This is a genomic window from Rhodococcus sp. IEGM 1408 (genome assembly GCF_033142235.1).
GTDB lineage: Bacteria > Actinomycetota > Actinomycetes > Mycobacteriales > Mycobacteriaceae > Dietzia.
This window is the reverse complement of the sequence record NZ_JAWLRW010000004.1, coordinates 262,157-284,403: the sequence shown is the minus strand read 5'-3', so window position 1 is coordinate 284,403 and position 22,247 is coordinate 262,157. Positions and strand designations below refer to the sequence as shown.

Annotated in this window: 22 protein-coding genes and 3 tRNA genes; 21 read left to right on the top strand and 4 right to left on the bottom strand. The window is 69.2% G+C overall.

Annotated features, from left to right (window positions below; genetic code table 11):
• Window positions 1-60 precede the first annotated feature (60 nt).
• Window positions 61-792, bottom strand: a complete 732-nt coding sequence (locus tag R4P08_RS08665; protein WP_317813392.1) for a glycosyltransferase family 2 protein — start codon at window positions 790-792, stop codon at window positions 61-63.
• A 121-nt stretch (window positions 793-913) separates the two neighbouring features.
• Here R4P08_RS08665 and R4P08_RS08660 point away from each other — a divergent pair.
• Both R4P08_RS08660 and R4P08_RS08655 read left to right on the top strand, forming a co-directional pair.
• A tRNA-Thr gene (locus R4P08_RS08660) sits at window positions 914-986 on the top strand.
• 41 nt (window positions 987-1,027) lie between these two features.
• Window positions 1,028-1,101: transfer RNA gene (locus R4P08_RS08655), tRNA-Met, on the top strand.
• Between the two features lie 97 nt (window positions 1,102-1,198).
• Here R4P08_RS08655 and R4P08_RS08650 read toward each other — a convergent pair.
• Window positions 1,199-2,878 (bottom strand): acetolactate synthase, encoded by a 1,680-nt coding sequence (locus R4P08_RS08650; RefSeq protein ID WP_411741185.1) that lies wholly within the window; start codon window positions 2,876-2,878, stop codon window positions 1,199-1,201.
• 173 nt (window positions 2,879-3,051) lie between these two features.
• On the opposite strand from R4P08_RS08650, the gene hadA reads away from it, so the two are divergent.
• The 8 genes from hadA to R4P08_RS08610 all read left to right on the top strand — a co-directional run bounded on the left by hadA (window position 3,052) and on the right by R4P08_RS08610 (window position 8,176).
• Window positions 3,052-3,450: a (3R)-hydroxyacyl-ACP dehydratase subunit HadA gene (gene hadA, locus R4P08_RS08645; RefSeq protein ID WP_317813390.1), complete on the top strand. Its 399-nt coding sequence runs from the start codon at window positions 3,052-3,054 to the stop codon at window positions 3,448-3,450.
• Window positions 3,447-3,896 (top strand): MaoC/PaaZ C-terminal domain-containing protein, encoded by a 450-nt coding sequence (locus tag R4P08_RS08640; protein WP_317813389.1) that lies wholly within the window; start codon window positions 3,447-3,449, stop codon window positions 3,894-3,896. The genes hadA and R4P08_RS08640 overlap by 4 nt, the downstream gene beginning before the upstream one ends.
• A gap of 197 nt (window positions 3,897-4,093) precedes the next feature.
• Window positions 4,094-4,166 (top strand) — tRNA-Trp (locus R4P08_RS08635).
• Window positions 4,167-4,206: 40 nt separating this feature from the next.
• Window positions 4,207-4,545, top strand: a complete 339-nt coding sequence (gene secE / locus R4P08_RS08630; protein ID WP_317813388.1) for a preprotein translocase subunit SecE — start codon at window positions 4,207-4,209, stop codon at window positions 4,543-4,545.
• A 63-nt stretch (window positions 4,546-4,608) separates the two neighbouring features.
• The gene (gene nusG, locus R4P08_RS08625; RefSeq protein ID WP_317813387.1) at window positions 4,609-5,535 is read left to right on the top strand and encodes a transcription termination/antitermination protein NusG; all 927 of its coding nucleotides are present in this window, start codon (window positions 4,609-4,611) and stop codon (window positions 5,533-5,535) included.
• Between the two features lie 249 nt (window positions 5,536-5,784).
• Window positions 5,785-6,222, top strand: coding sequence for a 50S ribosomal protein L11 (gene rplK / locus R4P08_RS08620; RefSeq protein ID WP_317813386.1), 438 nt, complete (start codon window positions 5,785-5,787; stop codon window positions 6,220-6,222).
• Window positions 6,223-6,312: 90 nt separating this feature from the next.
• Window positions 6,313-7,035, top strand: a complete 723-nt coding sequence (gene rplA / locus R4P08_RS08615; RefSeq protein WP_317813385.1) for a 50S ribosomal protein L1 — start codon at window positions 6,313-6,315, stop codon at window positions 7,033-7,035.
• Between the two features lie 187 nt (window positions 7,036-7,222).
• Entirely contained in the window at window positions 7,223-8,176 is a 954-nt protein-coding gene (locus tag R4P08_RS08610) for a hydroxymethylglutaryl-CoA lyase (RefSeq protein ID WP_317813384.1), read from the top strand.
• Window positions 8,177-8,184: 8 nt separating this feature from the next.
• On the opposite strand, the gene R4P08_RS08605 is transcribed toward R4P08_RS08610, so the two are convergent.
• Both R4P08_RS08605 and R4P08_RS08600 read right to left on the bottom strand, forming a co-directional pair.
• Window positions 8,185-9,411 carry a CaiB/BaiF CoA-transferase family protein gene (locus tag R4P08_RS08605; RefSeq protein ID WP_317813383.1) on the bottom strand — a complete coding sequence of 409 codons (1,227 nt, stop codon included), beginning with the start codon at window positions 9,409-9,411 and terminating at the stop codon, window positions 8,185-8,187.
• Window positions 9,412-9,511: 100 nt separating this feature from the next.
• Window positions 9,512-10,495 carry a diacylglycerol/lipid kinase family protein gene (locus tag R4P08_RS08600; RefSeq protein WP_317813382.1) on the bottom strand — a complete coding sequence of 328 codons (984 nt, stop codon included), beginning with the start codon at window positions 10,493-10,495 and terminating at the stop codon, window positions 9,512-9,514.
• Window positions 10,496-10,834: 339 nt separating this feature from the next.
• On the opposite strand from R4P08_RS08600, the gene rplJ reads away from it, so the two are divergent.
• From rplJ to R4P08_RS08545, 11 genes are all read left to right on the top strand, one after another.
• Window positions 10,835-11,347, top strand: a complete 513-nt coding sequence (gene rplJ, locus R4P08_RS08595) for a 50S ribosomal protein L10 (protein WP_317813381.1) — start codon at window positions 10,835-10,837, stop codon at window positions 11,345-11,347.
• A 63-nt stretch (window positions 11,348-11,410) separates the two neighbouring features.
• Entirely contained in the window at window positions 11,411-11,791 is a 381-nt protein-coding gene (gene rplL, locus R4P08_RS08590; RefSeq protein ID WP_317813380.1) for a 50S ribosomal protein L7/L12, read from the top strand.
• A 224-nt stretch (window positions 11,792-12,015) separates the two neighbouring features.
• On the top strand, window positions 12,016-13,116 hold the full coding sequence (locus R4P08_RS08585) for an ABC transporter ATP-binding protein (protein ID WP_317813379.1): 1,101 nt from the start codon (window positions 12,016-12,018) through the stop codon (window positions 13,114-13,116).
• 104 nt (window positions 13,117-13,220) lie between these two features.
• Entirely contained in the window at window positions 13,221-14,051 is an 831-nt protein-coding gene (locus R4P08_RS08580; protein ID WP_317813378.1) for an ABC transporter permease, read from the top strand.
• A complete protein-coding gene (locus R4P08_RS08575; RefSeq protein WP_317813377.1) occupies window positions 14,052-14,909 on the top strand; it encodes an ABC transporter permease in 858 nt (285 codons plus the stop codon). It begins immediately after the preceding gene.
• Window positions 14,906-16,342 carry an MCE family protein gene (locus tag R4P08_RS08570; RefSeq protein ID WP_317813376.1) on the top strand — a complete coding sequence of 479 codons (1,437 nt, stop codon included), beginning with the start codon at window positions 14,906-14,908 and terminating at the stop codon, window positions 16,340-16,342. The genes R4P08_RS08575 and R4P08_RS08570 overlap by 4 nt, the downstream gene beginning before the upstream one ends.
• Window positions 16,339-17,430 (top strand): MCE family protein, encoded by a 1,092-nt coding sequence (locus R4P08_RS08565; RefSeq protein WP_317813375.1) that lies wholly within the window; start codon window positions 16,339-16,341, stop codon window positions 17,428-17,430. Before R4P08_RS08570 ends, R4P08_RS08565 begins: the two co-directional genes overlap by 4 nt.
• Window positions 17,427-18,449 (top strand): MCE family protein, encoded by a 1,023-nt coding sequence (locus R4P08_RS08560; protein WP_317813374.1) that lies wholly within the window; start codon window positions 17,427-17,429, stop codon window positions 18,447-18,449. Before R4P08_RS08565 ends, R4P08_RS08560 begins: the two co-directional genes overlap by 4 nt.
• Window positions 18,449-19,675: an MCE family protein gene (locus R4P08_RS08555; protein ID WP_317813373.1), complete on the top strand. Its 1,227-nt coding sequence runs from the start codon at window positions 18,449-18,451 to the stop codon at window positions 19,673-19,675. The genes R4P08_RS08560 and R4P08_RS08555 overlap by 1 nt, the downstream gene beginning before the upstream one ends.
• Window positions 19,675-20,931: an MCE family protein gene (locus R4P08_RS08550; RefSeq protein WP_317813372.1), complete on the top strand. Its 1,257-nt coding sequence runs from the start codon at window positions 19,675-19,677 to the stop codon at window positions 20,929-20,931. Before R4P08_RS08555 ends, R4P08_RS08550 begins: the two co-directional genes overlap by 1 nt.
• On the top strand, window positions 20,928-22,172 hold the full coding sequence (locus R4P08_RS08545; protein ID WP_317813371.1) for an MCE family protein: 1,245 nt from the start codon (window positions 20,928-20,930) through the stop codon (window positions 22,170-22,172). The genes R4P08_RS08550 and R4P08_RS08545 overlap by 4 nt, the downstream gene beginning before the upstream one ends.
• The last annotated feature ends 75 nt before the right edge of the window (window positions 22,173-22,247 follow it).

Here is a 22,247-nt window from a genome sequence, read left to right as displayed (position 1 = left end):
CCTGAGTGCGCGAGCGGAGCCTCGGTAACGAGGCGGAGTCGAGCCGGAAGCCCCGCCGGCTCAGCGCTGGACGCGCTCGATCCACCGCTCCGAGGGCGGGCTGGTGCGCCAGTTGTGGAAGATCGTCCGGAACGCCCGCGAGAAGCGTCGGCGCATCGCGGCGGGATCGTCGAACGGCCGCGCGGAGATGCCCACGGTCAACGTGCGGTCCACGCGCAGCCGGTCGGAGGCACCGAACTGGAACGACAGGTCGATGTCGTCGTGCAATTCCGGGTCCGTCCGGTTGACCCCGCCGCGGACCCGCTCCCAGGCCTCCCGGCGGATCGCCAGGTTCGAGCCGAACAGCACCGGGTGGGCCATCGCCGCGCCGACGGAGAAGAAGAACGCGTCCATGTAGAGCAGGCGAGCGGCTACGGCCCGCCACCCGCTCAGCCCGATGAACTCGCCCGGACCCGAGAGCGCGACGAGCTCCGGGTCATCGGTGAACGCGCTCTCGATCCGTTCCAGCCAGTCCGGGCCGGGTCGGGAGTCCGCGTCCAGCCGGGCGATCAGGTCGCCGGCAGCCGAGTCGTAACCGGTGGCGGCGGCCGAGGGGATCCCCCGCACGGGCTCGACGACCACGCGGGCACCGGCCGCGCGCGCCACCGCCACGCTGTCGTCGCTGCACCCGTTGTCGACCACGACGATCTCATCGGGAAGGCGCGTCTGGGAGCCCAGCGAGACCAGACATCCGGCGAGTTCGTGGGCGTCGTCGAGGACGGGGACGACGACGGAGATGCGCATGCTCCTCATCCTGCCAGTGGACGGGCAGAGCGCGTCCGACCGGGCGATTTGTGCCCCGTTCGAGCGTGTGTGTAATCTGCTAGAGGCTTTAACCCCGAGCCACGGAGCGATCCGCGACTCAGGGTAGCTGGCCCCCTTAGCTCAGTCGGTAGAGTAATTCCATGGTAAGGAATAGGTCGTCGGTTCGATTCCGACAGGGGGCTCGCACTGTGCGGGCGGTTCGACAGCCCGGCTGGCAGAGCATGCCGGTGTAGCTCAGCTGGTTAGAGCGCACGACTCATAATCGTGAGGTCGGGGGATCGAGTCCCCCCACCGGTACGACACCAACAAAGGCCGCCCGCAGTCGCGGGCGGCCTTTGTCGTGGGCGGATCCCGCTCCGACGCCGATTCCGAGACCCCGGTTCCGCGACGGCGGTCAGACCCCGAACGTCGAGCGCGGATACCCGGCCTCTACGTCTGTGATCACGTTGACCAGATACGGCACCCCGCTGGCGAAGGCGCGGTCCAGCGCGGGCCCGATCTGCGCGGGATCCGTGACCATCTCACCGGCCCCGCCCAGCGACCTGACCACCTCGTCGTAGCGGGTCCGTGGGGCGAGGTCGGCGATGACGTCGTAGCCGTAGAGCATCTGCATCGGGCCCTTCTCCAGCCCCCACGCGCCGTTGTTGCCCATCACCATCACCACGGGCAGGTTGTGGCGCACGAGGGTGTCCACGTCGATCAGCGAGAACCCGGCCGCGCCGTCGCCCAGCAGCAGCACCACCTGACTCGAGGGGCGGGCGATACGGGCCGCGATCGCCGCGCCCAGGCCGGCGCCGAGGCAGCCGAACGGTCCCGGGTCGAGCCAGCTGCCGGGCCGGGCGGGCTCGATGAACCTGCCGGCAAAGGAGACGAAGTCGCCGCCGTCGCCGATCACCACCGCGTCCTCGGCCAGCCGGGGCAGCAGCTCGCCGTAGATGCGTGCCGGGTGGATGGGGTCGGCGCTCGCGTTCAGCAGGGCGAGGTCGGCGGCGTGGGTGGCATCGGCCTTCTCCCGCAGCGTCCGGACCCAGCCGCTCCAGTCCGGGCGCGCGATTCGGCGCTGCACGGCCTCGGTGAGCGCGTCCAACACGAGCCCCAGGTCGCCCGAGGTGGCCACGGCGGGGTTCGCGTGGTGGCTGAGCTGGCCGTCGGAGTCCTGGACGTGGACGACCGTGGCCGGCTGGGCGCCGTCCCTGCCCCCGAACACGCCGTAGCCCAGGCGGAAGTCCAACGGCGTACCCACGACGACGACGAGGTCCGCCGCCCCGAACGCCATGCCACGTGCCCTGGACACGAGCAGGCCGTGGCCGGCCGGGACGACACCCCGGCCCATGCCGTTCGCGATGACCGGCAGGCCCAGCGCCTCCACGCAGCGCAGTGCCGCATGCTCGGCGCCGTCGGCCCACACGTCCGAGCCCAGCACGAGCACGGGTCGCTCGGCGCGCGCCACCAGGTCGGCGATCCGGTCGACCGCGTCGGTGTCGGGGGAGCGGTCGGCCGCAGAATCGGTCCCCGTCCCCGCGCCGGTTCCGCGGCCGGAGCCGGGCCCCGGCCGCACGGACTCGCACCGGTCAAAGAAGTGGTCCATGTGGACGTCGAGGAACGCCGGTCCCCGGTGCGCGGTGCGCGCGGCGGTGAACGCCCGATGGGTGGCCGCGGCGATGTCGGCGGTGTCCCGCGCCGTCTCCGCGGACACGGTCACGGGCGCCACCACCGGGACGTGGTCGAACTCCTGCAGGCTGCCGGTGCCCCAGCGGCCCGCGGGGGCGCGGCCGCCCAGCACCACCATGGGGGCGCCGGAGAACGAGGCCTGGGCCAGCGCGGACACCGCGTTGGTCACGCCGGGCCCCGCGGTGAGCACGGCCAAGCCGGGGGAGCGGGTGAGCTTGCCCGTGGCCTCGGCGGCAAACGCGGCGGTCTGCTCGTGCCGCACGTCCAGCAACGCCACACCGTGGTCCTCCTTCTCCGCGGCGTCGTACATAGGGAAGACGTGCGCGCCGGAGAGCGTGAACATGGTCCGCACCCCGTGGGCGGCGGCGACGGCGGTGGCGTGGGAGCCGCCGTGGCCGGCCACCGCACCCTGCCCGTTCGGCCCCTGCCCGTTCGGGCCCTGCCCGGTCTCGGGTCGATCTGTCCGGTCGTTCTGGTTCACGGGCGCACTCCCTGGTCGACTGCCCCCACCGTAGGAGCCGCAGCCGCCTCGCGCCGGCGGTTCCGGGTGGAACGGGTCGGGTAGCGTCGGCCGGTGTGAGCACAGATAACGCAGCTGACGACCTCGTCGTCGTCGGTGATCCCGTCACCGTCACCGCCGAGGTGGTGGCGCGCTTCGCCGAGGCCGTCGGCGCCCCCGCCGGCCAGGTCCCCGCGACGCTGGCCGCCGCCCTGACCGCGCCGGTCCAACGCGCGGTGATGGAGCACCCCGCGCTGCGGATCGACCTGTCCCGCACCCTCCACACGGCGCAGTCCTCCGAGCACCACCGGCCCATCGCGGTGGGCGACACCCTCACCGCCACAGCAACGGTCACCGGCGTACGGTCCGCTCGCGGCGGGCGCATGATCGGCTTCGACACCGTGCTGCGCGACGCCGACGGCAGCGACGTCCAGTCCCTGTCCAGCGCGCTGCTCACGGCGGAGGTGGAGGAGTGACGACGCACGACTCGACGGTTAAGACGACGACGACGACGACGAGGCCCGGCGACGCGCTGCCCGTCCGCACGTGTCAGATCACGCGAGAGGACCTGCGCCGGTACGCCGACGCCGCAGGCGACCACAACCCCATCCACCTGCACGACGAGGCGGCCCGGGCGCTCGGTCTGCCCGGCGTAGTGGCGCACGGGATGCTCACCGCCGCTCTGGTCATCGGGCTGGTGGCCGAGTGGGCCGGGGGAGCCGATCGCGTGCTGGCCACGTCGATCCGGTTCGCCGGACCCGTGGTGGTGCCCGCGGACGGCCCCGCGAGGCTGGAGGTGGCCGGCACGGTCAAGAAGGTCGCCGATGACGGTTCCACGGCTGACATGGCGCTCGCGGTGACCTGCGGAGGGGTCAAGGTGTTCGGCAAGGCGATCGTCACCGTCTCGCTGGGCGGCCTGTGATCAGGCAGGTCGCAGCGGGGTGTGGGCGGGTTCACGAGGCGCGATTCGGGCCATCGGCGGCGCTGTCGTACACTGGGTAACCCGACCGCCCGCGGTCGCGGCCCGCGCTGCCTGAGGCAGTCGCCGACACTGTAGAGTCGAGGCGTTCGTGCGGTCCGTGATCAGCAGACGGCACGGGTGGCCGGGAAACCGGCCGAAGGGGCGTAGCTCAACTGGCAGAGCAGCGGTCTCCAAAACCGCAGGTTGCAGGTTCAAGTCCTGTCGCCCCTGCACTTCCCCGCCATCCACCACACGACCCGGAGGTAATCGCGTGAGCCAGGATCGCGACGACGACGTCGACACCCGCGGCGCCCGCGACTCCGACGCCGCTGCAGTTCCGACCGGCAAGGCGGGTCGAGGCGACACCACCGTCGCCGACCGGGTCCGCACGGATGCGGACAAGCCGGAGGACACGCGGAGCAACCGGACGAACCCGTTCCAGTACGTCGGACAGGTCGTCGAGGAGCTGCGCAAGGTCATCTGGCCGACGCGCAACCAGATGGTCACCTACACCATCGTGGTGTTCCTGTTCCTCATCTTCATGACCGCGCTGGTCTCCGGCGTCGACTTCGGAGCGGGCAAGCTCGTCGAGCTCGTCTTCGACCGCTGATACCAGCCGCATGGGTCCGGAGCGAGATCCGGACCGCCGAACTTCGAGAGGACCGCAATTTCCGTGAGCGACATCGACCAGAGCCCCGAGTCCGAGGACGTCGAGCAGAGCCCGGCTGCCGCCGAGCAGGCTGAGACCGAGGCAGACGCGGTGCTCGGCGACACCTCCGCGGATCCCACCGATACCGCGGTCCCGCCGACCGCCGAGGCGGTTGACGCGGCCATCGACGCTGTCGTCGGCGCTGACAGCGACGACGACGTCATCGACGAGACCGTCGGCGACGACGACGTGCGCGATGAGACCGATGCGACCGACGGCGACGCCGAGGGCGACCCGGCAGAAGCCCCCACCGAGGACGCCGCGCCGGCGATCGACCCGATCATCGCCTTCAAGCGTCAGCTCCGGAAGCTCCCGGGTTCCTGGTTCGTGATCCACTCGTACGCCGGTTACGAGAACAAGGTCAAGGCCAACCTCGAGACCCGCGCGGTCACCCTCGGCGCGGAGGACAAGATCTATCAGGTCGAGGTCCCGGTCGAGGAGTTCACCGAGGTCAAGAACGGCCAGAAGAAGGTCGCCAACCGCAAGGTCCTCCCGGGTTACGTGCTGGTCCGCATGGACCTCGACGACGAGTCCTGGGGCGTCGTGCGCAACACCCCCGGCGTCACCGGGTTCGTGAGCGCGACCGGCGGTGCCGCCGGCACCCCCACCCCGCTCTCCCTGAGTGACGTGGCCAAGTTCCTGGCGCCCAAGCCGGAGAAGAAGTCGCCCGCGGCAGGCGCCGACGGCGAGGGCGGGCTCCTTCCGCCGGCCATCGAGGTGGAGTTCACGGTGGGCGAGTCGGTCACCGTCATGGACGGCCCGTTCGCCACCCTGCCCGCCAGCATCTCCGAGGTCGATCCGGCCTCGCAGAAGCTCAAGGTTCTCGTCTCGATCTTCGGCCGCGAGACCCCGGTGGAGCTCGGCTTCTCCCAGGTCGAGAAGATCGACTGACCACGCACTCTGCTCAGCCGACCCGTCCCGCGCCCAGCGCGGGGCGGGTTCGTCGTTAGGCATGTTCGGGCGAGCGGCAACGACGATTAGTCGTTGAACGACTGTTGAACGTAGAATCTACAAGGTTGCGACTGCGCTACCGCATGCCTGCCCGCCTGACGGGTCGGCACGCGGCGAGCGGCGCACACGACAGTCGGCCTCCCACGTGTACAGCGTGGACCGAGATCCCGTCGAAGAATCAGGAAAACGATGCCTCCGAAGAAGAAGAAGAAGGTCACTGGGCTAATCAAGCTCCAGATCAACGCCGGAGCCGCCAACCCGGCCCCGCCGGTCGGTCCGGCTCTTGGTGCCCATGGTGTCAACATCATGGAGTTCTGCAAGGCCTACAACGCCGCCACCGAGAACCAGCGCGGAAACGTCGTCCCGGTCGAGATCACGGTCTACGAGGACCGCTCTTTCGACTTCAAGCTCAAGACGCCTCCGGCCGCCAAGCTCCTGCTCAAGGCCGCCGGCCTGCAGAAGGGCTCCGGCACCCCGCACTCGGCCAAGGTCGGCAAGGTCTCCATGGACCAGGTTCGTGAGATCGCGCAGACCAAGCTGGAAGACCTCAACGCCAACGACATCGACGCCGCGGCGAAGATCGTCGCCGGCACCGCCCGTTCCATGGGCATCACGGTCGAGGCCTGACCTCCACCACCACACGTATCTGTGGGAGGGCAGCTCAGGCCCGCACCACACCCGACCGCCGCGTAGTCACGCGGCAGGAATGGAATTCACATGAGCAAGAACAGTAAGGCCTACAAGGCTGCGGCTGAAAAGGTCGACCGCACCAAGCTGTACTCGCCTCTGGAAGCCCTGGCTCTGGCCAAGGAGACCTCCTCGACGAAGATGGATGCCACCGTCGAGGTCGCCATGCGACTTGGCGTCGACTCCCGCAAGGCGGACCAGATGGTCCGCGGCACCGTGAACCTGCCGAACGGTACCGGCAAGACCGCTCGCGTCATCGTCTTTGCCGCGGGCGAGAAGGCCACCGAGGCCGAGGCCGCCGGCGCCGACGTCGTGGGCTCCGAGGACCTCATCGAGAAGATCCAGGGCGGCTGGCTCGACTTCGACGCCGCGATCGCCACCCCGGACCAGATGGCCAAGGTCGGCCGTGTGGCCCGCGTGCTCGGCCCGCGTGGCCTCATGCCCAACCCCAAGACGGGCACCGTCACGATGGACGTGACCAAGGCGGTCAACGACATCAAGGGCGGCAAGGTCACCTTCCGCACCGACAAGGCCAACAACCTGAACTTCATCGTGGGCAAGGCGTCCTTCACGGCGGAGCAGCTCACGGAGAACTACCAGGCGGCCATCGACGAGATCATGCGTCTCAAGCCGTCCTCCTCCAAGGGCCGTTACCTGCAGAAGGTCACCATCTCCACCACGACCGGACCCGGCATCCCGGTCGACAACACGGCGGTCGTCAAGCTGCTCGAGTCGGACGCCGACTCCGCATAAGCTGAACTGCTTCGGGGGAGGCCCCGCGTCCGGTGTTCCGGCGCGGGGCCCCCCTTATTTGGCGGCCCCGACGGCCCCGGCGACCCCGGCGACTCCGGCGGAGGCTCTCTCCGGCGATGGCGCCGCGCCGAGGTGGTCCGGCGCCGTCGTCGCTCCGGCCGGATCGAAGATGCGGAAGGATGGCCCCATGACCACGCAGCCCTCCGGTTCCCTGCGCCCCACCGGATCCGTCGCGGTGCGGGACGTGGCGCTCCGCGACGGCCTCCAGCTGACCGAGGGTCGCCTGCGCACCAGCGCCAAGGTCGAGCTGGTCCGCACCCTTCTCGGGCTGGGCGTCCCGGAACTCGAGGTGGGGTCCATGGCCCGGCCCGACCTCGTCCCGGCGTTGGCAGACACGCTCGAGGTGGTCGCCGCGCTGACCGAGTCCGAGCGGAGGCGCTGCTGGGTGTGGGTGGCCACCCCGGGTCACGTCCGTCGCGCCGCCGACGCCGGGGTCCGCCGGTTCCAGTACTGCCTGTCCGTCACAGACGAGCACAACCGAGCCAACATCGGACGAGACACCGAGGCCAGCATGGCTGCGTTGCCCGATGCCGTTGCGGCCGCCGCCGCCGTGGGCGGGACCGTGCAACTGTGCCTGGCGACCACGTTCACCTGCCCGCTGACCGGTGCGGTCGACCCCGACCGGGTGCTGCGGTTGATCGCTGACCCGCGGGGAGAGGGCACCGTCGACGTGGTGCTGGCCGACACCCTCGGTCAGGCCCATCCGCGGCAGGTCGGCGCCCTCGTCGCGGCGGCTGCGGGGGCGGCGGACGGGCGCCGGATCGTCTTCCACGGCCACGACACGTGGGGGATGGGCGTGGCCAACACGCTGGCCGCCGTCGACGCCGGAGCGGGGATGGTGGATTCCGCGCTCGGCGGGCTGGGCGGATGCCCCTTCGCGCCCGGCGCGTCCGGAAACACCGCCACCGAGGACGTGGTGTTCGCCCTGCGCCCGGACTGGCTGGGGCCGGAAGCCTTCCACGCCCTCGTGGGGGCCGGGGACCGGATGCTGGCCGAGCTGGGGGAGACCTCGCGGTCACGAGCCTCGGCCGGCGCCCACGGCAACGGCCGCGAGTTCGACTGGACCCTGCCCGGCGCCTGAGCCCGGACTCAGATGACACCACGGGCGGTGAGGTCGGCAAGCCGCTCGTCGTCCAGGCCCAACAGGTCGGAGTAGACGGCTCTGTTGTCCCATCCCGGCTCGGGCGCCCCGCCCCGGCGGACCGATCCCGGTGTGGTGTCCAGGACGGGGACGACCCCCGGGCCGAGCACGGTGTCGTGGACCCCCGGAACCGTGTGTGGCACCAGCATGCCGCGGGCGAGGAACTGCTCGTCCACCATCACATCGGCCACCGTGTTGACCGGACCCACGACCACCCCGGCGGCGTCGAGAACCGAGCGGATCTCCTCGGCCGGGCGCTGCCCGGCCCAGTCGGCGATGATCCCGTCGATCTCGTCCTGGTTGGCACCGCGGGCGGAGTGGTCGACGAACCGCGGGTCGTGGGCGAGCTCCGGACGGCCCATCGCGCCGCACAGCCGACGGAAGACGGTGTCCTGGTTGGCGGCGATGATCACCCACACGCCGTCGGAGGACTGGTAGAGGTTCGACGGGGCGATTCCCTCGAGCCGGGTCCCGGACGGGCCGCGGATGACTCCCGCCGCGTCGTAGTCGGGGATCACCGACTCCTGCACGGCCAGGCACGCCTCGGTCAGCGCGACGTCGACCACCTGACCGCGGCCGGTGGTCGCGCGGGAGAGCAGCGCCGCGAGGATCCCCTGGGCGGCGAACATCCCGCCGAGGGTGTCGCCCAGCGACAGCGCCAGACGGGGCGGTGGCCGGTCGGGGAAGCCGTTGAGGTGCCGCAGGCCGGAGACGCCCTCGGCGACCGAGGCGTAACCCGCGCGTGCGGACTGGGGACCGGTCTGGCCGTAGCCGGAGACCCGTCCGATCACCAGGCCGGGGTTGATCTCGTGGAGCCGGTCCGGCCCCAGCCCCCACTTCTCCAGGGTGCCGGGGCGGAAGTTCTCCACAACCACATCGGCGCGGGCCACCAGGTCGAGAAAGAGGCCGGCGCCGTCGTCCGAGCGCAGGTCGAGTGTCACCGATTCCTTGTTGCGGGCGTGGACGGTCCAGAAGTGGCGGCGTCCGTCGCGCTCGCCCTGCCCCCACGTACGCAGGGGGTCGGGGCGCCCGGGATCCTCGATCTTGATCACCCGCGCGCCCATGTCGCCGAGGAGCCGGCCCGCGAACGGACCGGCGATGAGGGTGCCCAGCTCGAGGACCACGATGCCGTCGAGAGGGCCGGTGCGGCCCGCGTCCGCGTGTGTCGGTTCCACGTGCTCCCCGTCCTCGTGCGTCCCGGTGTGTGCCCGGAGGTCGCGCCCTCCGGCGCCTACTCCAAGAACTCTAGATGGGCTCTGAGGGGGGAGCGGGTCACTACCCGACCCGGACGGTGAGTCCCCTCCGCTTGATCCGGGCAGCGAACTCGGTGACGGTTCCGCAGTCCTCGCCGTCGATCTGGAACGCGGCGGGCTTCTCGAGCACCCGGGCTGACACCGCCGCACCCTGGCGGAAGTCCAGGGGCCGCGTCTGGAGGCTCTCCTTCTCCGTGGCCGGAGCAGCACCCTTCTTGCGGAGCGCGCTGACGCGGTGTCGGAACGTGTGATGGGCGAGCAGCGCGCCCGCCTGGGTCCAGCCGAGCGGGCCCTTGGCCCGTAGGGCCAGCACGTCGAGCAGACCGTCGTCGATCACGGCGTCGGGAACCAGGACCATCCCCGCCTGCAGCATCCCGCAGTTGGCCACCAGGAGGGTCCGGGCGCGGGTATGGATCTCCGCGCCGTCATCGAGGGAGTACTGCACCTTGATCCGGTGGCCACGCAGCAGGGTGTTGGCGAAGGCGCCCACGTAGGCCAACCAGCCCACCCGGGCCTTGAGCTTGTCGTCCGTGCCCGCGATCATGTCGGCGTCCATCCCGGCGCCGAGCATGACCAGGAAGACATCGTCGTGGGAGTCGCCGTCGCCGTCGGTGTACCGGACCTCGCCCACATCGATGGTCCGGCTGCTCCCGCTCATCGCCACGCGGAGTGCACGGTCGACGTCGTCCAGGGGGATGTCCAGGTTGCGTGCGAGGAGGTTCCCGGTGCCGAGCGGGACCACACCCATGGGGATGTTCTTGCCTATCAGACCCTGGGCGACCGAGCGCACCGTGCCGTCGCCGCCGCACACGATCACGAGGCCGGCACCGCTCGCCGCGGCCTCCTCGGCCTGACCGGTTCCCGGATCCTCCTCGGTGGTCTCGTAGAACACCGGCTCGGACCAGCCGTGCATCGACGCCCTCTCGACGGCGCGACGGCGGACCTCGTCTGTACCGGCTTTGATGGGGTTGTAGACGACGGCGACACGGGAGGAGGCAGGGGACACGGCACAACAGTGTCAGAAACGTGCCGGGCCCGCCATTCACTGCATACCAGGCGGATTTGGCGTGAGTAGCCGGCGGGCTATATCCTTGCTGGGAAGTTTGAACGCCTGACGGCGATGTCCGTCTGGCAACTGATCAAGTTTCACCGAAGACCGCAGGTCGCCGCTCCCGCCGGGGGTGGTCGAAGGGTCCGGGAGCGCCCGGACGGCCCGCGCAGGAGAACACCGGTCAGCGTCGGAAAGTTGTGCGTGCCCTCGGGCCGCGACCTCCACGCCCCGTGCCGCCTGCGCACGGGGCGTTCGTGCATTTCCGGGCGAGACGAAGCAGAAAGGAGGCGAAACATGGCAAAGCCCGCAAAGGTCCAGGCCGTCACGGAGATCACGGAGCACTTCCAGAACTCCGGCACGGCCGTGGTCACCGAGTACCGCGGACTCTCCGTTCCGCAGGTCACCGCGCTGCGCAAGGCCCTCGGGGACTCGGCCACGTACACCGTGGCCAAGAACACCCTGGTCAAGCGTGCAGCGAAGGACGCCGGGGTCGAGGGTATCGACGACCTCCTCACCGGCCCCACCGCCATCGCGTTCGTCACCGGTGAAGTCGTAGAGGCCGCCAAGGCGCTCAAGACCTTCGCCAAGGACAACAAGGCGCTCGTCATCAAGGGCGGTGTCATGGACGGCAAGCCGCTGTCCACCACCGACTTCGAGAAGATCGCCGAGCTCGAATCCCGCGAGGTCCTGCTCGCGCGGATGGCCGGTGCCCTCAAGGGCAACCAGGCCAAGGCCGCCGGCCTGTTCAACGCGCCCGCTTCGCAGCTGGCACGTCTGTTCGCGGCGCTCGAAGACAAGAAGAACTGACACACCCCCCACACGTTTCCGGTGTCGCTCAGCGGCGCCGGGACCAAACGAAAGGACGCCACCATGGCGAAGCTCAACAACGACGAGCTGCTCGAAGCCTTCAAGGAGATGACTCTCCTGGAGCTCTCTGAGTTCGTGAAGCTGTTCGAGGACACCTTCGAGGTCACCGCGGCCGCTCCGGTCGCCGCTGCGGCCGCCGCCCCGGCCGCCGCTGAGGCCGCCGCCGAGCAGGACGAGTTCGACGTCGTCCTCGAGTCGGCCGGCGACAAGAAGATCGGCGTCATCAAGGTCGTCCGCGAGCTCGTCTCGGGCCTGGGCCTCAAGGAGGCCAAGGATCTCGTCGAGTCCGCTCCCAAGGCGATCATCGAGAAGGCCGACAAGGACACCGCTGAGGCTGCCAAGGCCAAGCTCGAGGCCGCCGGCGCCACCGCGTCGCTCAAGTGACCTGATTCACCAGTAGTACCGCCAGGGGCGGTCCGGCGTAGTCGCCGGGCCGCCCCTTCGGCGTGTCCGGGTCACTTCCGGGGGCGGCAGCGGAGTATCCCGAGGTCGTGGCGCCTGAGATCGGGGTGATCCAATACTTATCGGTATGTAACAAAGCGGGTTCCCCGAGCGGTAGTTTACAGTGACCGTGGCCACAGACGATGGCTGCCGTGAGGAGTGGTGACGTGGGTATCGAGATATCTGTAGAGGGACTGACCAAGTCCTTCGGATCGCAGAAGATCTGGGAGGACGTCACGTTCACCCTTCCCCAGGGAGAGGTCAGTGCGCTCCTGGGGCCGTCGGGCACCGGTAAGTCGGTGTTCCTCAAGTCGCTCATCGGGCTGCTGCGCCCCGAGGCCGGCCAGATCATCATCGACGGCACGGACATCCTCCAGTGCACCGCCAAGGAGCTCTACGAGATCCGCAAGCTGTTCGGGGTCCTGTTCCAGGACGGCGCGCTCTTCGGCTCGATGGACCTCTACGACAACGTGGCGTTCCCGCTCCGCGAGCACACCAAGAAGTCCGAGAGCGAGATCCGGGACATCGTGATGGAGAAGCTCGAGCTCACCGGACTCACCGGGGCCGAGGGCAAGCTCCCCGGTGAGATCTCGGGCGGCATGCGCAAGCGCGCGGGCCTCGCCCGGGCCCTCGTGTTGGACCCCGAGATCATCCTGGTCGACGAGCCCGACTCCGGACTCGACCCGGTCCGCACCACCTACCTCGCGCAGTTGCTCATCGATATCAACGCGCAGATCGACGCGACGATCCTCATCGTCACGCACAACATCAACCTCGCCCGGACCGTGCCGGACAACCTCGGCATGCTCTACCGCAAGAAGCTCGTGATGTTCGGCCCCCGCGAGGTGCTCCTCACCAGCGAGGAGCCGTCGGTCCGGCAGTTCCTCCGTGGTTCCAAGCTGGGTCCGATCGGGATGTCCGAGGAGAAGGACGACGCCCAGATGCGCGAGGAGCAGGCGCAGGCCGACGCCGGCCACAACGACGGCTCCCCGGGCGAGGACGAGGTGACGGGTGTCCCGTCGCAGATGCAGCCGACGCCGGGTGGGCCCGAGCGGCAGGGGGAGACCCGCCGCGAGAAGAGGGTCGCCGAGATGATGGACACGCTCCCCGAGGGCGCTCAGGAAGCCATCCGGGCCGAGTGGGCGGCGCGCGGGCACGGGAACGGCAAGTCGGGATCGGCCCAGTCAGCCGGCGCGGGCGCGACCGCCGGCGGCCGACACGAGGTGAGGACGGGCGTGGACGACCACTACGGTTCCGATGAGAAGTGACGTGCGTCGACAGGCACCACGGGTCCGATGAGAAGTGACGGGCGTCGACGCCCCCTACGGGACTGACGAGAAATGAACGCACGAGAGAGGTCGGGGGGGATCTGATGGCGGAGGGTGCGGTTCAGCAGCCCGAGGGCAGGACCGGAGTGTCGCCGGCGGATGTCGGCGGCGGTTTCCGTAATGCGGTCGGCGAGGCGGGGAAGGTGTTCCGTCTCTTCCTCGACGTGCTCCGCGGGGTGTTCAAGCGGCCGTTCCAGTTCCGGGAGTTCATCAGTCAGTCCTGGTTCATCGCGTCGGTCACGATCCTGCCGTCGGCACTGGTCGCGATCCCCTTCGGGGCGGTCGTGGCGATGCAGACGGGTTCGCTGGTCCAGCAGCTCGGAGCCGAGGCCTACACCGGTGCGACCGGCGTCCTCGCCGTCGTCCAGCAGGGCGCGCCACTGGTGACCTCGCTGCTCATCGCCGGCGCCGCCGGCTCAGCTGTGGCGGCCGACCTGGGTGCCCGCAGCATCCGGGAGGAACTCGACGCCATGCGGGTCCTCGGGATCGACCCGATCCAGCGGCTGGTGGTACCCAGGGTGCTCGGCATGATGCTCATCGCCGTGCTGCTCAACGGACTCGTGTCGATCGTCGGGATCGCCGGCGGCTACGTGTTCAACATTCTCCTGCAGGGCGGCACACCGGGCGCCTATCTCATGTCCTTCGGTGCGCTCGCCCAGCTGCCCGACTTCATCATGTCCTCGTTCAAGGCACTCGTGTTCGGCCTCATCGCCGGCGTCGTCGCCTCCCACTGCGGCATGAATCCCAAGGGTGGGCCCAAGGGGGTCGGCGACGCCGTCAACCTCGGTGTCGTGCTCACATTCCTCCTGCTGTTCTTCGCCAATGTCATCCTCACGGCGATGTACCTGCAGATCGTTCCGCCGAAAGGGTCGTAAATGGCGATCCATACGGATGTCGGGCCCACCCGGGCCAGACTCCGCGCACTCGTCCGTGGGCCGGTCCAGTCGTTCGACTCGCTGGGTGACCAGCTCGCCTTCCACCTCAGGGCCATCCGGTGGATCCCGCAGACGCTCGTCCACTACCGCCACGAGGTCATGCGCCTGATCGCCGAGGTGACCTTCGGAGTGGGCACCCTCGCCGTGCTCGGCGGAACCATCGGCGTCATCGCCATGATGAGCGGGTTCACCGGCGTGGTCGTGGGGCTGCAGGGCTACGCCGCGCTGGACCAGATCGGCAGCTCGGTCCTGACCGGTTTCCTCTCGGCCTACGTCAACACCCGCGAGGTCGCGCCGCTCGTGGCCGCGCTGGCGTTGTCGGCCACCGTCGGGTGCGGCTTCACCGCCCAGCTCGGCGCCATGCGGATCTCCGAGGAGATCGACGCGCTCGAGGTGATGGCCATCCCCAGCGTGCCGTACCTCGTCACCACCCGGATCATCGCCGGGTTCATCGCGGTCATCCCGCTCTACGTCGTGGGCCTGTTGGCCTCATACCTGGCGACCCGGGGCGTCAACACGATGCTGCAGGGCCAGTCCACGGGCTCGTTCGACCACTACTTCCACCTCTTCCTGCCGCCTGAAGACGTGATCTATTCCTTCATCAAAGTGATCATCTTCGCCTTCGTCCTGGTGATGATCCACTGCTTCTACGGTTTCACCGCCTCAGGTGGCCCGGCCGGTGTGGGCGTGGCGGTGGGTCGCGCGGTCCGGACGACGATCGTCGTGGTCGCGATCCTCAACTTCTTCGTCGGACTCGCTCTCTGGGGCACCACCACGACGGTGCGGGTGGCGGGATGAACGAACTCTCCAACACGGCCAAGCGCTTGTTGGCCGCGCTGTTCCTCGTCATCGTCCTGGCCTTCGTAGGAACCACCATCGCCATCTACAACCGCGTGTTCACCGCGTCCGACAGCGTCACGATGTACACGGACGACATGGCCTTCGCGCTGCCCAACGACGCCGATGTCAAGGCGCGCGGCGTCCTGGTCGGTCGGGTCTCCGGGGTTGTGCCCGAGGGGAAGAAGGTCCGCGTGAACATGGAGTTCGACCCGGTCTTCCTGGACCAGCTGCCGGCCAACGTCAGCGGTCGACTGCTCCCCAAGACCCTGTTCGGAGAGCGCTACGTGGATCTCGGCTTCCCCGAGCAGCCCGTCGGCACGATCGAGCCCGGCGGCACCATCGAGCAGGACACCCGCGGTAACGCGATCGAGCTCGGCCGCGTCCTCGACGGTCTGCTCCCCGTCCTCGAGGCGGTCCCGCCGGAGAAGCTCGCCGGCACGCTCGGGGCCCTCAACCAGGCCCTGGCGGGTAGAGGCGACGAGATCGGGGCGAGCCTGGTGGAGCTCGGTCGGGTGTTCGACGGGATCAACGAGGAGATGCCGGCTCTGGAGTCGGGTCTCGAAGACCTGGCGACCTTCTCCCAGACCTATTCCGAGGCACTGCCCGACCTCATCCACGCGCTCGACGCCCTGCGCACGACCGGGGACACCGTGATCGAGCGCCGCACCGACATCGCGGACGGACTGCAGCGGATCAGCACCTCGGCGGAGGTCCTCACGGGCTTCCTCGCCGCCAACCGCACCGACCTCATCGCGCTCGCTGCCGACTCCCGCACGTCGCTCGAGTACCTCGCGGAGTACTCACCCGCACTGCCGTGCACTGTCGACCAGTTCATGCTCGCGCTCGAGCGCTCCGACGCGATCCTCGGCGTCGGAACCCCGAACCCGGGTATCCGAGTGACCATCGAGGTCGTCAACCCGAAGGGCCGGTACGTCCCCAACCAGGACGAGCCGCGGTTCTTCGACACCCGCGGCCCGAGGTGTTACGAGCCGACCGTGGAGCCGGAGAACTTCGGCGGTGCGCCCGGTGGCGCCATCGCCGACGGGTCCTACCAGCCGCCCCTGCGCAACCCCGGACCGCAGTACGTCCCGACCCTGCCCAATCCGTTGCTCGAGGACGGGCCGGTTCCCGCGATGCGCGCCAGGGGAGCGGTCCCCGCCGCCCCGGGCCGGGCGGTCCCGGAGCAGTCCAACCTCCCGTTCCCCTCGACCGTCACCGCGGGCCGCGACAGTGACGTCATGGCGATGGCGTACGCCGGGTCGCCGCTGGAAACCGACACCGTGCGCACCGTCTACGGCGTCGCCACCGCACGTGACGCCGGGGACATCCCCGCGTGGATCGGCGGGATCGGTGCGCCTGCGCTCCGCGGGGCGGAGGTGAGCTTCCGATGAACACCAAGGTCAAGGCCCTCCTGCGCGGGGGCGTGCTGGGATCGTTGGTCAAGCTGACGATCTTCGTCGTGATCACGGTGGTGCTGAGCATGGTTCTCGCGACCACCATCCGCGGCGGCACCCGCGAGGACGGGACCGAGTACTCGGCGATCTTCTCCGACGTGACGATGCTCGAGGAGGGCGACGACGTCCGCATCGCCGGCGTCGTGGTGGGTCATGTGACCGGCTTAGAGGTCCACGAACGGAATCAGGCCAAGGTGGACTTCACCATGACGGGCGACCGCACCCTGCCCGCCAACGCCCACCTCACACTCCGGTTCCGCAACTTGATCGGCCAGCGCTACATGAACATCGCCCGCGAGCCCGGACCGGTCCAGCCGATGCTGCCGGCGGGCACGACGATCGGTATCGAGCACACCTCGCCCGCCGTGGACCTCACCGCGCTGTTCAACGGCTTCCGTCCGCTGTTCACCACGCTGCAGCCCGAGGACGTCAACGCGCTGGCGGACTCGCTCGTCCGCGTGCTCCAGGGAGAGGGCGGGACCGTGACGAGCCTGGTCCAGCAGACCGGGCAGCTCACCAACCACCTCGCCGACCGTGACCAGGTGATCGGTGAGGTCATCGACAACCTCACCCGGGTCCTGCAGACCATCAACGAGCGGGACGTCCAGTTCCAGCAGCTCGTGGTGACCACCAGGCAACTCGTGGAGGGACTGGCCGCGGAGCGCGACGCGATCGGCAGCGCGCTCGATTCGGTGGCCGACCTGACGTCCTCCGCCGAGAACGTGGTCACCGCGACCCGGCCGAGCGTCACGCAGTCGCTCGATGACCTCAAAATGGTCACGGACGACCTCGCCGCCAACCGGGACACCGTCGCTCAGGTGTTGGAGAACATGCCGCTCAAGACCGACAACCTCATCCGGATGGGGTCGTTCGGGTCGTGGTTCCAGTTCTATCTCTGTGGCGCCGACGTGGTGAGCGGACCGGGGACGGACGTGCCCAACCTGCTGCCGTCCGGCGGACCGACGGTCAACCACCCGGTGTATACGAATGTGGCGCCCCGGTGTCATGCAGGGGGGACCCCATGAGTAAGCGCAACCCGAGCGATCCCAGGTTCTCCAACGCCACGATCGGCGCGGTCGGTGTGGTCCTGATCCTCATCCTCACCGCGACGTCCTTCATGCTGGACTCGCTGCCCTTCGTGGGTGCCGGGCCCGAGTACACGGCGCACTTCTCCGAGGCCGCCGGGTTGACCGACGGGAACGAGGTCCGGGTGGCCGGCGTCAAGGTGGGCGTGGTGTCCGGCGTCGAACTCGACGGGGACAAGGTCGTCGTGGGATTCCGGGCCAAGAACGTCTGGCTGGGAGACGACACCCGAGCGAGCATCCAGGTCAAGACCGTGCTCGGGCAGAAGTACCTCGCCCTGATCCCCGCGGGGACGGGCGAGCTGGACCGATCCGAGCCCATCCCGCTCGACCGCACGGTGGCGCCCTACGACGTCGTCACCGCGTTCTCCTCGGCCGCCGAGACGCTCGACCAGATCGACGACACGAAGCTGGCGGAGAGCCTGGACACGCTCACCGGTGCCATGCAGGCCTCACCAGAGGAGTTCCGGGGCGCGGTCGACGGCGTGGCCCGGTTGTCCCAGACCCTGTCCAGCCGCGACGCCGAGCTCCGCGAACTGCTCGAGGCCACCCGGACCAGTTCGGGGATCCTGGCGGAGCGCAACGACGACTTCCGCCGGCTCATCATCGGAACCGGACAGCTCCTCGGCGAGCTCAACGAACGCTCGGAGACACTCAAGCTCGTGCTTGCCTCCACCCGCGGACTGTCGGCCGAGCTCCGGATGTTCGTCGCGGAGAACGAGGCCGAGTTCGGACCGACCCTCGACAGCCTGGACTCCGCGCTGGCGGTGCTCACCGACCATGAGGACAACCTGAAGAAGTCCATCCACAACCTGGCGCCCTTCTACCGGCTGTACGCCAACATGCTGGGCACCGGCCGATGGTTCGACGCCGTGGTCTCCAACCTCGTCCCGCCGGGCATCCCCGAGCCGCCCTTCGATCCCGGCGCCCGCGCGCCAGCCCGACAGAGTGGGATCAACTGATGCACAAGAAGCTGCCGTACTGGCTGGTCGCGCTCATCCTCGTCGTCGTCGTCGCGATCGTGGCGGTGACCTACCTCGCCGTCACCAGGTTGGGTCGGACCACCATCACCGCGACCTTCCCCTCCGCCGTCGGCGTCTCACAGGGCACCGACGTGACGATCCTCGGGGTGATGGTCGGCTCGGTCGACGAGGTCACCCCGATGGGCGACACGGTCGAGGTGAAACTGCACGTCCGTAGAGGCGTCGAGATCCCCGCCGACGCGAAGATCGTCCAGGTGACCCCGTCGGTCATCCCGGACCGCACCGTCCAGATCGTGCCCGCCTACTCGGGCGGGCCCACCATGGAGTCCGGGGCGCACATCCCGATCGAGCGGACCGCGACGCCCGTCGAGATCGACAAGCTCTACGCGTCGGTCAAGGACCTCACGGAGGCCCTCGGGCCCGAGGGTGCCAACAAGGACGGCGCGCTCGACCGGTTGGTCTCCACGTCGGCCGAGACGCTCGGCGGCAACGGCGCGGCGCTCGGCCGGTCGATCGACGAGTTGTCCAAGTCCGCCACGACGCTGGCGGACTCGAGCCAGGACATCAGCGAGACCGTGGTCAACCTGCAGTCGTTCGTCACCATGCTCGCCCAGAACGACGCCCAGGTGCGGGAGTTCAACACCCAGATGGCCACGTTCAACCGGACCGTGGCGGGTCAGCGCGAGGATCTCCAGGGGGCCCTCGGTGAGCTCAGCTACGCGCTCGCCGACGTGGCCCGGCTGGTCCGCGACAACCAGGACGTGATCCATAGCAACGCGGACCGGCTGGTGACCCTCAGCCAGATCACCGCCGACCAGCGCGACGATCTGGAGGAGATCCTCAAGGTCGCCCCTCTCGCGTTGTTCAACCTCATCAACGCCTACGACGCGGAGTCGGGGACCCTGTCCATGCGCGCGAACATCCCGGAGACGCAGAACCCGGCCGGCGTCCTGTGTCAGATCATGACGCTGGGCCGTCTCAACCCGGGGGACGCGCTCCTCGCCGAACTCGACAACCTGCGCCGGGCCGACCTCGACGCCTGTGAGGACCTCGCTCCGCAGCGCAATGAAGAGCTGCGGACGGCCAACCCCGACCTGCCCCTCGGCATCCTGGCGGGCGAGATGAACCAGTCCGTGCCCGTCCCCGGGACGGTGCAGGGCAACTACGGATGGCCGATGACGCCCGCGTCGGAAGGGGGACGATGATGAGTCGTCACACGAACACCGTGGTCGGCCGCAGGGTCCGCGCGCTCGGCATAGCGGCCGTCGTCACCGCCCTCGCGTCCGGCTGTTCGATGAACCTCGAGGACTACACGCTGCCGGGTGGTGCCGAGGTGGGAGACGATCCCATGACGGTGTCCGTCCAGTTCGAGGACGTGCTCGACCTCGTCCTGCAGTCGACCGTCAAGGTCAACGGTCTGGATGCCGGCCGCGTGTCGGACGTCTCGCTCGCGGACGACGGGTGGACCGCTCGGGTCGAGATCATCCTGCGCGACGATCTCGAACTGCCCGCCAACGTCCAGGCGTCGATCCAGCAGACCAATCTCCTCGGCGAGAAGTTCATCCAACTCACCCCTCCCGAGGACGAACCCCCCACCGGCAGGTTGTCCGACGGTGATGTGGTCTCGACGTCCGACAGCCGGACCGCGACCGACATCGAGCAGGTGCTGGGGGCGCTGTCGCTGCTCCTCAACGGCGGCGGTGTGGACCAGCTCCAACCCATCGTGACGGAGCTGCGCTCACTGACCGACGGCCGTGAGGAGGGACTCACCGAGACCCTGCGGTCGGCGGACGAGCTCATCTCCGGACTCAACCGTCAGCGCGACAGCATCACGGAGGCTCTCGAGGGCGTCAACCTCATGACGGCCCGTGCCAACGACCAGCAGGAACAGATCCAGGCGGCGCTCGACGAGCTGCCCGCCGGGGTGGCGGTTCTCGAGGAGCAGCGCCCCCAGCTGGTCGAGATGCTGCGCCGGGTCGACGCACTGGGCCAGGTGGGCTCCGACATCCTGCTGACCAGCCGCGAGGACATCATCGCGGACCTCCGGGCGCTCCAGCCGGTGCTCCAGTACCTGGCGCAGTCCACCCCGGAACTCATCGAACTCACTGGTTTCGTCCCCACCTTCCCGTTCCCCGACGCGTCGATCGCCTCGACGGTCGGCAGCTCGGCGAACGTGTTCCTCTCGGTGGACGCGACCATCTCCGAGACCCTCCGTAACCTCGGCGCGAACCAGGGTGACCCGGTGTCGCTCTCGCCCAACACCACGAGCGGCCCGTACAACGTGGACCCGGGCAACCCCTGGGTGAACGGCAACGGCCCCGACAGGCGCACGACGATCGTCCTGCCGCTGCTGCCGGTCCCGCCGATCATGGACCGGGCCGTCGTGCCCAGGCCCGCACCGGGTACCTCGGAGTTCTCCGAGACGTACCTGCCTGAACCAGGGGAGCCCGGATACCGATGAGCAAGACACTCAGAACCCAGCTCATCGCATTCTGTGTGATCGCGGCCCTGGGGATCAGTTACGTCGGCGCCAAGTACGTCCGATTGCCCTCGTTGTTCGGTATCGGCCAGTACCAGGTGTTCCTGGACCTGCCCGATACCGGCGGCGTGTTCACCAACGCCGCGGTCAACTACCGCGGCACCCCGGTGGGGCGCGTGGGCGAGCTCACGCTCACCGACGACGGCGTCCGGGTCGAGCTCGACCTGGACTCCAGCACGCCGGAGATCCCCGCGGACACCGTGGCCGTGGTGGCCAACCGCTCGGCCATCGGCGAGCAGTTCGTGGACCTGCGGCCCAACACCTATTCCGAGCCGTACCTCAAGGACGGGGACGTGATCTCGGGGGGCGGCGAGGCGCTCCCGGTCCGTGTCGAGGATCTGCTGTCCTCGGTCGACGTGCTGGCGCGTTCGGTCCCGCTCGACGACCTCGAGGTGACGGTCGACGAGCTGGGTAAGGCGTTCGAGGGTCGTGGCCCCCAGCTCCAGCGGCTGTCGGACTCGCTCATCACGATCTCCGACTCCGGGATCCGCACCATGCCGCAACTGCAGGCGCTGATCCGGGACGGCGCGACCGTCCTCGACACCCAGTCCGACCAGTCCGGGGAGATCATCAGTTTCTCCCGCGACCTGCGGGCGGTCACCGAGGCCCTGCGTGACTCCGACTCCGACCTCGATCGGCTCATCACCACCGCGCCCGAGTTCGCGGACGAGACGCGTCGCCTGGTGGAGAACTCCGGCGAGCCGCTCACCAGGGCCGTGGGCAACCTGTCGACCACCATGAAGACGGTGGATCCGCTCGCCCCGTCGTTCAAGGTGCTCCTGCAGTTGCTCCCGGCGCTGGCGGCCGGCGGACTGTCGGTGGCACCGGGCGACGGCACCATCCACTTCGGACTGGTGATGGAGGTGGGCAACCCCACCCCGTGCACGCAGGGTTACGAGGGCACCCAACGGATCATCGACGAGATCAAGGCGCAGAACCCGTCGTTCGACCCGCAGGAACAGAACTTCCCGCCCAACTATGACGCCAAGTGCACTGTTCCGCTCGGCAGCCCCACCGCCGTCCGCGGCGCCGAGCGGGTCGAGTACGCCCACCCGGACGTGCCGCAGCCCTGGGACGCCAAGCCCAAGATCGACCCGGACCGGTTGAACCTGTCCGTGGCCGCCGAGCAGCTCGCGGTCCTGCAGGGGCTGATCCCGCGGTGACGGCGAGGCCGGGCAGTGATCCGGCACACCACGGGTCCGGTAGCGTCGCGGCCATGAGTTCGCAGGACAAGAGAG